Origin of the sequence: Actinokineospora baliensis, from assembly GCF_016907695.1 — a bacterium.
Lineage (GTDB): Bacteria > Actinomycetota > Actinomycetes > Mycobacteriales > Pseudonocardiaceae > Actinokineospora > Actinokineospora baliensis.
Window position 1 is genome coordinate 3,969,991 of sequence record NZ_JAFBCK010000001.1, and the last position, 13,652, is coordinate 3,983,642.

Below are 13,652 nucleotides of genomic sequence, written 5' to 3' on the forward strand. Positions count from 1 at the left end.
GGACCTGATCATGGTCGAGCGCGCTGTTGTTGATGCCCTGTTCCCGGCGGACCTGCCGGAGCCGGGGGACTGGGAGCGGCAGTACCCGGCGCGGCGGTTGCCCGAGGGCGCCAGGGTCACCCGGTTCGGGCCGTCGCCCACGGGGTTCGTGCACATCGGCGGGGTGTACGTCTCGACCATCGACAAGGACGTGTCCAGCCGCTCCGGCGGGGTGTACTTCGTGCGGGTCGAGGACACCGACCAGTCCCGCGAGGTCGAGGGGGCGGTGGCGCAGTTCACCCGGGCCTTCGACTACTTCGACCTGCACCCGGACGAGTCGGACGCGGCGGGGGAGTACGGGCCCTACCACCAGTCGGCGCGCGAGCGGATCTACCTGACCTACGTGCGCGAGCTGCTGCGGGAGGGCAAGGCCTACCTGTGCTTCGCCACCAAGGAGGAGCTCGCCGACATCTCCGCCAGGCAGCAGGCGACGAAGCTGCCGACCGGGTACTACGGGACCTGGGCGATCTGGCGCGACGCGGACCCGGCCGCGGTGGCCGCGAAGCTGGCCGAGGGCGCGCCCTACGTGGTCCGCTTCCGGGTGCCCGACGACACCGAGCCCCGGGTGCGCTTCACCGACGAGATCCGCGGCGCGCTCGAGGCCGAGGCCAACCGCAACGACGCGGTCATCCTCAAGTCCTCCGACACCTCGCCCCGGCTGCCCACCTACCACTTCGCGCACGCGGTCGACGACCACCTGATGCGGGTCTCGCTGGTGGTGCGCGGCGAGGAGTGGATCTCGTCGGTGCCGCTGCACCTGCAGCTGTTCGCCGCGCTGGGCTTCGAGCCGATCCCGTACGCGCACATCGCGCCGCTGATGAAGCAGATCCCCGGCGGCAAGCGCAAGCTGTCCAAGCGCAAGGACCCCGAGGCGGGCGTCGACTTCTACATCGAGGCGGGCTACCCGGCCAGGGCGATCCTGTACTACCTGCGCGGCCTGGCCAACGGTCGGCTCGCCGAGCTGCCGCTGGACGAGGCGCTGGCCACCCCGATCCGGCTCGACCAGTGCGGGGTCGCCGGTCCGCTGGTCGACCTGGTGAAGCTCGAGGACATCAGCGCCGACCACATCGCGACGCTGACCAGCGAGCAGGTGTTCGAGGCCGTGCTGGCGTGGGCGCGCCACCACGACGCCGACCTGGCCGCGGCCCTCGACGCGCAGCGCGACGAGGCGCTGCGGGCGATCGCCGTGGAGCGGGAGGGCGTGGAGAACCCGCGCAAGGACCTGCGCAAGTGGTCGGACTTCCGTTCGGCCTACGGGTTCTTCCTGCCCAGCCTGTTCACCCCGCTGGCGGGCCCGACCGACGACCGGGTCACCCCGCTCGGTGTCGCCGCCGACGTCGTGACCACCTTCGCGGGCGACCTGGCCGACGGCTACCAGCACGCCGACGACGCGCAGGAGTGGTTCAACCAGATCCGCGAGCTGGCCGCCAAGCACGGTTTCGCGGGCAGCCCCAAGGACTACAAGAAGAACCCCGACGCCTACCCCGGCTCGATCAGGGAGGCCTCGCAGCTGGTCAGGGTCGCCCTGAGCGGCTCGACCCGCAGCCCCGACCTGCACGCCATCAGCCAGGCCCTCGGCGCCGAGGAGACGCTGCGCAGGCTGCGCGCCCTGGCGGGCTGACCCGGAGTTGACCACCGGTGGCGTCCACAGCTCCGCTGTGGACGCCACCGGTGTTCGTGGTGCCCGTACCCGGCCGGGGTGGACCGGTCCAGGGGGTGGCCGCCGGGACGTGGCGGTGCGGTGCGGGGCGAGTCGGTTCGCTGGAAATCGACTTCCGGGTGGGACCGGCGCCGTACCGCCCGGTGTCGGGGTGACTTCCTTAGCGCCACGCGACCAATGATCGGATCCGACGTTCCACGTCGGATTGTTCAGGTCCGCTAATATAGCGTCCATGTAATGGTCAGGTGTTATGCCCGGGTGCGCAGGCAATGGGATTGCAACTTGCACTTTTGGTTTTTATTTTTTCACGGGTGATCCCCCGTTCGGCCGTGTTATGGCGGTAGGGTGGCGGTACCTCCACCGGCGGTTCGGAAAAAGATCGGCCTAATTCACCCGATCGTGATCACCCTGTGGCGTTCGGGTGGCATTCTGGCAGCATGACCGCCACTGGGCGGCACCTCGAGGGGGTGGGGGATATGCGCGAGAATGTCTACGAGGGGACCGCGGACCGCATTGCCGGATCGGACTACCCGAGACCGGTGAGCGACCCGGTCATCGTCGACCGCGCGGACGCCGCCGAGGCGCTCTTGCGATTCTTCCTCGCCAACGCCGACGCCAATGACCACGACGCCAACGACCACCTCGTCGAACAGCTCTGCCGCCGCCTGCGCGAAACCCCGCCGGTCCCCGCGCCGCTGGTCCCGCTCGTCGAGTGCGACTGAGGCGAGCAGATCGGCGCATTTCGGAATATCAGTGTATTGGCCAACCATGACGTCGGATCCGGCGTCCCCCCGGCCTTCGCCGGGGAGGGGCTACGGAAGCGCCGCGCGCCGCGCGCGGGCGCAACCCACTGGTTCGCTCGGCGGCTTTCGATGATCACCGGTCGGCGCGATAGTCAGTGCCGCGATGACCGGTGCGCACGCGAGCACACCCGTGCTGGCGAGCGCACCCGACCGTGGGTCACCCGACCACGAACGCCACGGCCGCCCCTGTCGAGGCGACCGTTCGCACGTGGTTCCACGCCGTCCACCGCCGCAGGTAGCCGGGCCAGTACTCGGCTGCCTCGGCGGTGCCCGGCGTGAGCGCGTCCAACTCGGTGTTCCACGGCACGTTGCGCACCCCGGTCACCACGAACACCCCGACCAGGTAGAGCGCGGCGCCCAGCACCCTCGGCCACGGCCCGGTGATCGCCAGCAGCACGCCGAGCGCACCGGTGCCCAGGAACGGGACGAGGAACAGCGGGTTGATGATCACGCGGTTGACCGAGCGCATGGTCGCCACGCCGACCTCGGCGGGCAGCGGCGCCAGCGCGGGCATGACCACGACGGAGAAGGTGTAGAACAGCCCGGCCATCAGGCCCGACCCGACGGCGGCCGCTGCCGCGGCGATCTCCAGGGCGTCCACGGTGGACAGGCTAGCGGTTCGTCCACGCGCGGAGGAAATCAGCCGGACGGGGGCGGGGGTGGCCACCGACCGGGGGTGGACCGGTCCACAGCGCGGCCGGGGGGCATACACCGAATTGCCGCTGGGGGGATTTGCCAGAGGGGGGATTTACAGGGTCTGGTCGCGCCCCTGCATGACGCGACCAGACCCGGCGCTCGGGTCTCAGCGAGGGCACGGACCCGTGAACGCGTTCCCGTCGGTCAGGCGCCCTCCCGGGGGAACGGGTACACCATAGAGCGTCCGCCCCCGCCGTGGGCAGGGACTGGCGGCCAAGTGTGGAGAAACCCGGGAAAAAAGTCGCGGGGGCCGGGCGCGTGAGGGTGCGCCCGGCCCCCGCCATGGCCTCCGCGGGGGCGCAGGCATCGCCCAGGCGGAGGTGGGGGTGCCGCCGCCCCTGTGTCGACTGGGCGCCCCCGCGGTGGTACCGCGTCCCGGCGGGCCGGTCGCACCGGCCCGCCAGGACGTCGAGTCAGCTGCCGTACGGTCGGGCCGTCTTGCTCGCCGCGTAGAGCAGCATGCCCTTGACCTTCGGCCAGTACAGGCTCGTCTGGCAGGAGTACGCCGGGGTGAACCCGGAGCAGCTGCCGCTGGGGTTGCCGATCTCCCACACGAAGCTCGACACGCCCAGCTCGTCGTAGACCCAGTCGTCGGTCGCGCCGCCCGCGTTGTAGAGGATCTCCCCGGGCTGCCCGTAGCGCCAGCCACCGGCCAGCGACGCCATCTGCCTGGCGATGGCGCGCAGGCTCGCGTCGTTGCCCGACTTCACCGAGGAGTTGAAGCCCCACGGGAACAGCACCATGTTCGAGTAGCTGTGCATGCTCACGACCATGCCGGTGGTGTCGGCTGGCGCGGCCGCGGTGGTGCCGGTCGCGCGCCGGTCCTTGTAGAGCGAGCGCCACAGCGACTGCAGGGCCTTGGTCTCGACCTCGGAGTTGGCGCTGGCGCCGCGGTAGGTCTCCGAGCACGGCTGGGTGCTGCTGCCGACGCCGTAGCCGGAGCTGGTGTTGCGGTTGAGGTCGATGCCGACCTGGCTCGACCCGCCGGTGGTGCCGCAGCCGGAGCCGTTGGTGTTGTTGGCGTTCTTGCGCTGCAGGTACGGGTACGAACCGCCGCGCTGCACGATGTCGACCCCGTCGGGGTTGGCGATCGGCACCACCCAGACCTCGGTGCTGTTGAGCAGGTTCGTCACCTGGGTGTCGGTGCCGTAGCCGTCGGTCAGGTGATCGATCCAGCGGTAGGCGGCGTCACCGGTGGTGATCTCGCGCGCGTGCAGCTGACCCATCACGAACAGCCGGGGCTTGGGCGCGGAGGTCGACAGCGCGCAGTCGCCTGCGTTCTTCTTCGTGATGCAGATGGCCTTGAGGTCGTAGCCGCCGGAGCCGCGGGTCTTGCGCCACGAGTCGCCGTAGTCGACGACGGTCGCGAGCGCGGCGTGGTCGCGGGCCACCTGGTCGAGGTGGGCGTACTGGGCGTTGACCGTCCGGTAGCCGCCGTAGTAGGTCTCCTCGGCCACCGCGGCGTCCAGCGTCGCCGCCTGGCCACTGCGCGCCGGCGGCGCCCAGTTCAGCGGCGGCAGCACCTGCTCGACGGCGGTGCGGTAGCCGCCCGCGCGCAGCCGGGTGCCGACCTCGGCCGAACCCATGACGAACAGGTCCGCGCCCTGGCGCTCTTCGAGCACGTCGAAGCCCGCGCGCAGCAGCGATTCCGACTGGGCGGCGCCGCCGCTGACGCGGTACAGGTAGCTCGTGCTCGGCTGCGGCGCGGCGGGGGAGGGGGCCGCGGAGGCCCCCGGGAATGCTCCGGCGAGCACGGCTGTGGCCGCCGCGGCGGCCACCGTCATCGCCAGCGCGGAACGTCGGGTGATCGACACCCTGCCTCCTCGCGGTCGCGAGCCCGGTCCCCGGGGCAGGGTGGGGCCGTGGCTCGCAGCGGGTCGCGCGCCGTGGTGCACCGCGCGCGATCGGATCTCACCGAGCGTGCACCATGCCCGGGTCGGCGCGCCCATCCCAACAATGCATAGCGGATCCCTATGCCGGTACTGGGAAAATGGGATCACCTCACCAGCGGCGACGCCCCTCGACCGTCCACGTCGGACCATAAGTCGGCGTGAGTGGCCGGCGATTCACGCGATCATCCGATGACCGGTGAGTGAAGCCCGTGGGAACTGGGAAGGAAATAATTGGTCTAGACCGGTTGAGTTAGCTGGTTTAGACCAATTACGATCACATGCACATCCCTGCATCCCTGCGCTCCAATGTCCCCCAGGAGGTGAAGCGTGGTCAGAAAGAGCCTTCCCCTGCTCCTCTTGCTGGCTCTGCTCTCCGGTATCACCGTCGCGATCGCCGCGGCGCCGAGCAACCAGGCCGCGGCGGCCGACAACAACGACTGCCGCCCGGACGGGTTGGCCACCACCGCGAACCTCGCGGTGCCCTACTGTCTGGCCTACGACACCGACGGTCGCGAGAAGATGGGCGCGGACCACCCGCGCCGCGTGATCGGCTACTTCACCAGTTGGCGCACCGGCAAGAACGGCCAGCCCGCCTACCTGGCCAGCAACATCCCGTGGACGAAGATCACCCACATCAACTACGCCTTCGCGCACATCGACGGCGCGGGCAAGGTCTCCGTCGGCCCCGACGGCCCGGACAACGCCGCCACCGGCATGACCTGGCCCGGCGTCGCGGGCGCCGAGATGGACCCGTCGCTGCCCTACAAGGGGCACTTCAACCTGCTCACCAAGTACAAGAAGCAGTACCCGAACGTCAAGACGCTGATCTCCATCGGCGGCTGGGCCGAGACCGGTGGCTACCTCGGCGCTGACGGCAAGCGCGTGGCCGACGGCGGCTTCTACACCATGACCGACTCCGCCGCGAAGATCAACACCTTCGCCGACTCGGCGGTCGAGTTCATCCGCAAGTACGGGTTCAACGGCGTGGACATCGACTACGAGTACGCGACCTCGATGCCCAACTCCGGCAACCCCGACGACTTCTCCTTCTCCAACGCGCGCCGGGCCAAGCTGATGGCCGGGTACGTGACGCTGATGAAGACGCTGCGCGAGAAGCTGGACGCGGCCGCGGTCGCGGACAACAAGTACTACTCGCTCTCGGTCGCCGCGCCCTCCTCCGGCTACATGCTGCGCGGGCAGGAGACCTACCAGGTCACCCAGTACCTGGACTACCTCAACATGATGACCTACGACCTGCACGGCGCGTGGAACAACTTCGTCGGCCCGAACGCGGCGCTCTACGACGACGGCAAGGACGCGGAGCTGCAGTTCTGGCAGTACTACACGACTTCGCAGTACGCGGGTCTCGGGTACCTCAACAGCGACTGGTCGTACCACTACTTCAGAGGTGCGATGGGTGCGGGCCGGATCAACCTCGGCGTGCCGTACTACACCCGCGGCTGGCAGAACGTCTCCGGTGGTACCAACGGGTTGTGGGGTTCTGCCCCGCTGCCGGACCAGACGAAGTGCCCGCCGGGTACCGGTGGCACGGTCGGGTCGAAGGTGTCCTGCGGCAACGGCGCCATCGGCATCGACAACCTGTGGCACGACGAGGACACCAAGGGCAGCGAGGTCCCCGCGGGCTCCAACCCGTTGTGGCACACCAAGAACCTGCAAGAGGGCAAGGTCGGCAGCTACGCCGCGTCCTACGGCCTCGACCCGGTCAACAAGCCGGAGGACCGGATCACCGGCAGCTACGCCCGCAACTACGACTCGACCCTGGTCGCGCCGTGGCTGTGGAACGCGCAGAAGAAGGTGTTCCTCTCCACCGAGGACGAGCAGTCGCTGGGCACCAAGGCGCAGTACGTCGTCGACCGCGGCCTCGGCGGCATCATGATCTGGGAGCTGGCCGGTGACTACGCCTACGACCAGACCAAGGGCGAGTGGTTCATGGGCAACACGCTGACCACGCTGCTCTACGACAAGTTCAAGACCGCCTCGCCCTACGGCGCCGGCAAGGCCAAGATCACCATGCCCAGCGACGTGCTGGACGTGAAGTTCCAGCTCGGCGGCTTCCCGGTCGGCGACGCGAACTACCCGATCACGCCCAAGGCCAAGGTCACCAACTCCTCGACCCAGACCCTGCCCGGCGGCACCGAGATCCAGTTCGACTACGGCACCTCGGCCCCGCCGACCATCGGGCAGCAGTCCGGCTGGAGCCTGTCGGTGGTCTCCACCGGCCACACCGGCCCCAACATCGGTGGCATCAAGGGCGACCTGCACCGCTTCTCGCTGAAGCTGCCGTCCTGGCAGAGCCTGGCGCCGGGCGCCAGCGCCGAGGTGCAGCTGTCCTACTACCTGCCGATCGCGACCCCGTCGAACATCACCATCACCTTCGGCGGCAAGTCCTACACCGCGGCGCAGGAGTACCTGCGCGGCACGGGCGGGTCCAACCCGCCGTCGTCGACGACCACGACGACCACCACCCCGCCGTCGTCCTCCACGACGACGACCACCACCACCCCGCCGTCGTCGAGCACCACGACCACCACGACGACGACCACCACGACCACCACCAAGCCGCCGACCTGCACCGCCCCCGCCTGGGACGCGGCCAAGGTCTACGCGGCGGGCGGCCAGACCGTGTCCTACAACGGCCGCCAGTACAAGAACAAGTGGTGGACCCAGGGTGACCGGCCCGACCTGAGTGGGCAGTGGGGGGTGTGGCAGGACCTCGGCGCCTGCTGATGTCCTGGTAACAGCAACGCGGGACGGCCGCCGGTGTACCCGGCCCGGTGGTCGCCCCGCGGTCCACTCGGACCGGCCCTGGGAAACCCTGCCCCGGGGCCGGTCCTCCTTTTGGTCAGGTGCTGGGGATGGCCGCGTTGGGGTTGGTCCCCGCGAAGGCGAGGCCGATGACGAAGCCCGCGACCTCCTCCAGCTGCCTTGCCCGGCTCAGCGGGCCGAGCACGGCCGGGGTGGCGCCCAGGTCGCGCACCAAGGCCGCCGCGGTGTCCAAGGCCGGTTGGTGGTCGCCGCAGAGGGGGACGACCGTGCCCGCGGCGTCGGCCCAGTGCGCAGCGGGGAACAGGTGGAACGCCTTGACCACGTGCGCGCCGCTGCGTTCGGCGATCTCCGCCGCTTCCCGCAACGTTGCCGCTGTGGTGCCCCAGGTGTCCGCGAGCGCCGATGCGCGCGCGGGTGAGCGACCCGCGATGGTGATGTGGTGGCCCGCTGTGGCCCAAGCCGCACCGAGAGCGGTGGCGACCGCGCCGGTGCCGAGGATTCCCGATTCGCATGCCGCCGACGGTAAGCAGTTCGACGCGCACCGAACGGTAGGTGTGGATGGGCGGGTGTTCGCCGAAGCCCCTCCCCGGGTGGAGTACGCGTTGTCGGCACTGGGCGTGAGCTTCGTCGACGGCCCGTTGCGCGCAATGGGGGACTGGGTCCTCGAACACGGTGACGCACTGCGTGGTTGAGAATTCCTCTTGTACGCTGGACAAACGTCCCGTTACATCTGGGAAATCCCCACTTGTCGCCTTTGGGGTACCCGATCAGCCCACGCCACCTGCGGTTATGTGAACCTGCACGGCGTAATAAGGCCACTTGATGTGGTCGCCCTATATCTGGCCGTGATGCGGATTCCTACACTCGGTGAGCCGGTGTTCGCGAGAACACTTTCCCTGCATCGCAAACGCTAGGAGTGCCTTATGTCCCTGCGTGGATACACGCGCGTCCTCATCGCGGGTGCCACCCTGGTCCTCGGTCTCGCCGGGCTGACCGCCACCGCGTCCGCCGCCCCCGCCTCCTCCTCGGTGGCCGCACCCGCGGCCGCGGCCGTGCGGACGGTGTACTACAGCGCCAGTTCCTACAGCGCCCAGGCCGACCAGGCCGCCCAGATCTGGAACTCCAAGGCGCCCAACCTGCGCCTGGTCCGCGGTGGCAGCGCCACCATCCGCATCTCCGCCACCACCGGCGGCGGCTCGCGGGCCTACCCCTGCGGCTTCGGCTGCGCCACCATCTACATCGACACCCGCGACGTCGCCGCGGGCAACGACGCCCTGCGCATCGTCGCCCACGAGATGGGCCACGGCCTCGGCCTGCCCGACAACTACAACGGCGTCTGCTCCTACCTGATGTCCGGTGGTTCCGCGGGCACCTCCTGCCGCAACCCGTACCCGAACGCCCAGGAAGCGGCCCGGGTCAACCAGCTGGCCGGTGGCCGCCTCGCCGCCTTCGCCCCCACCGTGAAGTCCGGCCCCTACACGGGCTGACCAGCCCACCCCCCGCGGTCTGTCCCCCGGCCAGTCCCAAGCCGCGTAGACCGCACCACCCGAAGCCCCGGCGGGCGTCCCACCCGCCGGGGCTTCGGCCTTCCCGCGGCCCGATCCCCGCCGATCCGGTCACCCGATCTCGCGGCGGAGGTTCTGCTCCATCCGCGCGGCGCCCGCCACGTCGCCGAGCTCGAGGAACGCTGTCCTGGCGCGACTCCAGTACGCCTTCGCCTCGGTCGGTCGCTCGAGCCCCCACATCGCGCGGCCCAGGTTCTGCAGCACCACGGCCACGCCACCGCCGTCACCGGAGTCCAGGAACAGCTGCTCGGTTCGGAGCAGGGTGTCGGCGGCTGCCTGGAACAGCTGCGCATCGAGCTGCGCGACGGCCGCGTTGTTCGCCGCCGCCGCCTCGAGGTAGCGCTCGCCATTGGCCCGGAACAGCTCCTCGGCGCGCCCGTGCGCGACCACCGCGCGGTCGAGCTGCCCCGCCTCCCGGAAGGTCGAGCCCAAGTTGTTCCAGGTCAACCCTTCCATGTGCCGGTCACCCAACCGCTCGGCCAAAGCCAGGTTCCGCTCGTACACGGCGATCGCCTCGCCCGGGCGTCCCGCCGAAGCGATCGTCGCCGCCAGGTTGTCGCGCGCGGTGGCCTCGCTGTACACGTCCTCCATCTCCAGCGCCGCGTCCAGCGCGATCTGGAGCGCGACTGCCGCCTCGTCCAACCGCCCCACCTCGCGCAGGACAGCTCCGGCGCTGGCACGGGCCACCATTTCGCCGCGCCGGTCGCCGAGGTCCCCGAAAAGTTCGCTCGCGTGCTCGAGCACCGCCAGGGCTTCTTCGAACCGCCGGGACTCGTGCAGTGCGAGACCCAGGTTGCTCAGCGCCGCACCCTCGTTCCGAGGGTCCCCGATCGCCCGGTAGAGCTCGCGAGCCCGCGCGTGTGCCTGAACGGATTCGCCGATCCGACGCAGGTTGAGCAGGATGTTGCCCAGGTTGTTCCACGTCGCCGCTTCCCCGCCCGCGTCGCCCGCCTCGCTGTACACGGTCGCGGCACTCACTTGGAGGACCACTGCCTCGTCGAACCGCCTGCTCCTGCTGAGGGCGTTGGCGAGGATCACCGTGCAGTTGGCGAAGGTGCCCCGGTCGAGGTGGGTGGCGCTGGCGCGCGCGTGCGTCGCCACGGTGACCAGGTCCGTGAGGTACCACCGCCAGGTCAGGTACGTCGACAGCGCGGTGCCCAACCGGGCTGCGTGCTCGTGGTCGTCGGTGGTGGCGGCTTCGATCACCGCGTCCACCAGGCAGGCGCGTTCCGCGTCGAGCCACTGGAGTGCTTCGACCGAGTCGGCGAAACGACCCTCGACCCGGTCGCCCGGTAGTGCGCGCAGCCGCTCGTCAGCGGCGTTGGCGGTCTGCGCGAAGTGCTCGAACAACCGCGCGCGCGACGCTGCCAGGCCAGTTGCGTCAAGACCGGGAGCCTCGCGGTTGGTGGTGTGCGCGCGGATGAGGTCGTGCGGTCCCCAACGGTCGGAGCCGGTGGGGCGCAACAGGTACGCGTGCCGCAGGCCGCGGAGCGCGACCCTGGCCTGATCCACCTGGCACTCGGCGAGAACGGCCGCGGAGGCGGTGGAGACGTCCGGCCCGGGGGCCACGCACACCAGCCGCAGCAAGCGAGCCCGGTCGGGGTGGTGCTCGACCAGGCGGAGCCAAGACCAGTCGAACACCGCTGCCAGCGCCTGTTCACCCCTGGCGTACCCCTCCACCCCGGGAGCCTGCCGCAACTGCCGCGCGAGCTCACCAGGTGTCAGCTCGGGTTCGTCGAGGAGCAACGCCGCGGCGATGCGCAGTGCCAGCGGGAGGCCGCCACACGCGGCAGCCAACTCGTGCGGATCGCTCGCAGTCCCCAGGACCTCATCCAGCAGCGCACACGCCTCGGCCGACGCGAGGACGTCAAGGTCCACCCGCGCGGCAGCAGGCAGGTGCAAGGTGTCGCGCGTGGTCACCAACCAGCGGTGCGGGGCCTGCCGGGGGAGCAGGTCGCGCACCTGGTCGCCTGCGGCCACGTTGTCGAAGACCAGCAGCACACCGGAGTCCTGAGCGGCGAACTGGTCGAGCACCTGCCCGTACACCGCGGCCTGTTCGCCCGTGTCGGTCGGGATCTGTTCGCCGGGGACACCGAAGACCCGCAACAAGGGGCCGAACACCGCCGAGGCCGGTACCTGCCGCTCGGCGCTGTAGCCGTGCATGTCGACCCAGAAGACCCCGCCGGGGAACCACTCCTGCCGCACCACCTGCACGGCGGCGTGCTGGGCGACGGTGGTCTTGCCGACGCCGCCCATTCCCGCCAGGACGACGCCTCCCACCCCGCGCTCGTAGGCGGTCGCGACCTGCTCGACGACCTGCGCGCGGCCGACGAACACCTCGCCCGCTGTTTCCGACTCGCGCACCCGGTGCACCACGGCGACGCCGACCCGCTCCGGCGGCGGGAAGACAACCTGATCGATGTGGCCCGCCTGCACCAGGTTGCCGATCTGCCCCTCCGCGCGGTTCACCACTCGAGCAGCGGGATCGGGGCCTCGCTCACGCATCCACCAACTGTGGACCACTCCACGCCCCGCCGCGACACGCTAGTCCGGGAGCAGCGGCATCTCGACGGGGTCGGGGTGTTTGAGCAGTGCCGCGCGGGTCACCGCTGAGGAGCCGAAGCGGGTGCGCAGGGAGTCGAGGGTGGTGTCCAGGGCGGCCAGGTCTGGCCCCGCGAAGGGCAACTCCAGTTGCACCGCGTCGTCGTCGAAGTTGGAGAGGGAGAGGCCGATCAGGGTGATGCCCCGGTCGGCGATCATGGGCCAGGCGGCGGTGAGCAGGCCGCGGGCGGCGGTCAGGATGGTCGCGGTGCTGGTGGTGGGTTTGGGCACCGTGTGCGACCGGGTGGCGCGGGAGAAGTCGGCGAAGCGCAGGCGCAGGGTCACGGTCCGGCAGGCTCGGCCCGCGGCGCGCAGGCGACGGCCGAGGCGGTCGACCAGGCCCGCGGTGAACTCGTCGAGTTCGGTGAAGGTGCGGCGGCGGGAGCCCAGGGCCCGTTGGGATCCCATGGATCGGCGGCGTTGCCCGACCCGCACCCGGCGGGGGTCGCGGTTGTGGGCCAGGGCGTGCAGGTGCCGTCCGGCGGCGACGCCGAGCATGCTGACGAGTTCGCGGACGTCGAACGCGGCGACCTGCCCGACGGTGGTGATGCCGTGCGCGCGCAGCTTGCCGGAGGTGACCGCGCCGACTCCCCACAGGCGTTCCACCGGGAGCGGGTGCAGGAACGCCAACTCCGCGTCGTGCGGGACCACCAGCAGCCCGTCCGGCTTGGCGACACCGCTGGCGACCTTCGCGAGGAACTTCGTCCTGGCGACCCCGACGGTGATCGGCAGCCCCACCCGGCTCGCCACCGCCGCGCGCAGGTCCGCGGCGACCACCCGGGGCGGGCCGACGATCTTGCGCAGTCCGCCCACGTCCAGGAACGCCTCGTCGATGGAGATGCCCTCCACCAGTGGCGTCGTGTCGCGGAAGACCTCGAACACCGCCTTCGACGCCGCCGAGTACGCCGACATCCGCGGTGACACGACGATCGCGTCCGGGCACAGCAGCCGTGCTTGGCGGCCGTTCATCGCGGTCCGCACCCCGCGCGCCTTGGCCTCGTAGCTGGCCGCGAGGACCACGCCCATGCCGACGATCACCGGCCGCCCGCGCAGCGCCGGGTCGTCGCGCTGCTCGACCGAGGCGTAGAACGCGTCCAGGTCGGCGTGCAGGATCGGGCCCTCGTTCGACACGAACATATGTTCGCATGGGGTGTCAACGCCGCAGGTCAGCTACCGTGTGCGCATGACCGTCGCCGAGGAGTACGCGCACCGCCACACCGCCGACGAGGCCGCCGCGGTGCTCACGCTGCACGAGGCCGTCAGCGCCGCGCACGAACTCGACGTCGCGGTGAAGTACGGGCTGCTGATGTACACGGTGGACGGCGGGTGGCGGCACTGGGTGGCGGGCATCAACGTCACCAAACGCGGCGCCTGCCTGCGGTTCCTCTGGGGCGTGCTGCTCGACGACCCGCTCAAGGTGCTGCGCCGGGGCACGTCCACCCTGATGACCTGGGACTTCACCCTCGGCACCGAGATCGACACCGCCCGCGTCGGCGACTACGTGCGCGAGGCGGTGGCCAAGCGCGAGCACTTCAAGGCCAACGCCGACGAGATCGCGGCCGAGGCGAAACGCTTGCGTTGACGTGAGCGGCAACGTTTACCGTCGGTC

The 13,652-nt window shown here is 70.4% G+C and carries 11 protein-coding genes; 6 read left to right on the forward strand and 5 right to left on the reverse strand.

Features of this window, described 5'->3' with window-relative positions; genetic code table 11:
- Positions 1-10 precede the first annotated feature (10 nt).
- Together JOD54_RS18495 and JOD54_RS18500 are read left to right on the forward strand one after the other, a co-directional pair.
- Positions 11-1,660, forward strand: a complete 1,650-nt coding sequence (locus tag JOD54_RS18495; protein ID WP_204451730.1) for a glutamate--tRNA ligase — start codon at positions 11-13, stop codon at positions 1,658-1,660.
- Positions 1,661-2,175: 515 nt separating this feature from the next.
- Positions 2,176-2,421 carry a hypothetical protein gene (locus JOD54_RS18500; protein WP_204451731.1) on the forward strand — a complete coding sequence of 82 codons (246 nt, stop codon included), beginning with the start codon at positions 2,176-2,178 and terminating at the stop codon, positions 2,419-2,421.
- Positions 2,422-2,659: 238 nt separating this feature from the next.
- Here JOD54_RS18500 and JOD54_RS18505 read toward each other — a convergent pair whose 3' ends face one another.
- Positions 2,660-3,103 (reverse strand): anthrone oxygenase family protein, encoded by a 444-nt coding sequence (locus JOD54_RS18505; RefSeq protein ID WP_307860155.1) that lies wholly within the window; start codon positions 3,101-3,103, stop codon positions 2,660-2,662.
- A 508-nt stretch (positions 3,104-3,611) separates the two neighbouring features.
- A complete protein-coding gene (locus tag JOD54_RS18510; RefSeq protein ID WP_204451732.1) occupies positions 3,612-5,012 on the reverse strand; it encodes a M14 family zinc carboxypeptidase in 1,401 nt (466 codons plus the stop codon).
- 405 nt (positions 5,013-5,417) lie between these two features.
- Between JOD54_RS18510 and JOD54_RS18515 the strand changes: the two genes are divergently transcribed.
- Positions 5,418-7,838: a chitinase C-terminal domain-containing protein gene (locus JOD54_RS18515; RefSeq protein WP_204451733.1), complete on the forward strand. Its 2,421-nt coding sequence runs from the start codon at positions 5,418-5,420 to the stop codon at positions 7,836-7,838.
- Between the two features lie 115 nt (positions 7,839-7,953).
- Here JOD54_RS18515 and JOD54_RS18520 read toward each other — a convergent pair whose 3' ends face one another.
- A complete protein-coding gene (locus JOD54_RS18520; protein ID WP_204456366.1) occupies positions 7,954-8,376 on the reverse strand; it encodes an NAD(P)-binding domain-containing protein in 423 nt (140 codons plus the stop codon).
- Here JOD54_RS18520 and JOD54_RS18525 point away from each other — a divergent pair.
- Positions 8,264-8,569 (forward strand): hypothetical protein, encoded by a 306-nt coding sequence (locus JOD54_RS18525; protein WP_204451734.1) that lies wholly within the window; start codon positions 8,264-8,266, stop codon positions 8,567-8,569. The two genes, JOD54_RS18520 and JOD54_RS18525, sit on opposite strands and share 113 nt — an antisense overlap.
- Before the next feature lie 231 nt (positions 8,570-8,800).
- Positions 8,801-9,364, forward strand: coding sequence for a snapalysin family zinc-dependent metalloprotease (locus tag JOD54_RS18530; RefSeq protein WP_204451735.1), 564 nt, complete (start codon positions 8,801-8,803; stop codon positions 9,362-9,364).
- A 129-nt stretch (positions 9,365-9,493) separates the two neighbouring features.
- On the opposite strand, the gene JOD54_RS18535 is transcribed toward JOD54_RS18530, so the two are convergent.
- The gene (locus JOD54_RS18535; RefSeq protein WP_204451736.1) at positions 9,494-11,947 is read right to left on the reverse strand and encodes a tetratricopeptide repeat protein; all 2,454 of its coding nucleotides are present in this window, start codon (positions 11,945-11,947) and stop codon (positions 9,494-9,496) included.
- A 39-nt stretch (positions 11,948-11,986) separates the two neighbouring features.
- Positions 11,987-13,180: a DNA polymerase IV gene (gene dinB / locus JOD54_RS18540; RefSeq protein ID WP_204451737.1), complete on the reverse strand. Its 1,194-nt coding sequence runs from the start codon at positions 13,178-13,180 to the stop codon at positions 11,987-11,989.
- 46 nt (positions 13,181-13,226) lie between these two features.
- On the opposite strand from dinB, the gene JOD54_RS18545 reads away from it, so the two are divergent.
- A complete protein-coding gene (locus tag JOD54_RS18545; RefSeq protein ID WP_204451738.1) occupies positions 13,227-13,625 on the forward strand; it encodes a DUF1801 domain-containing protein in 399 nt (132 codons plus the stop codon).
- Positions 13,626-13,652 lie beyond the last annotated feature (27 nt).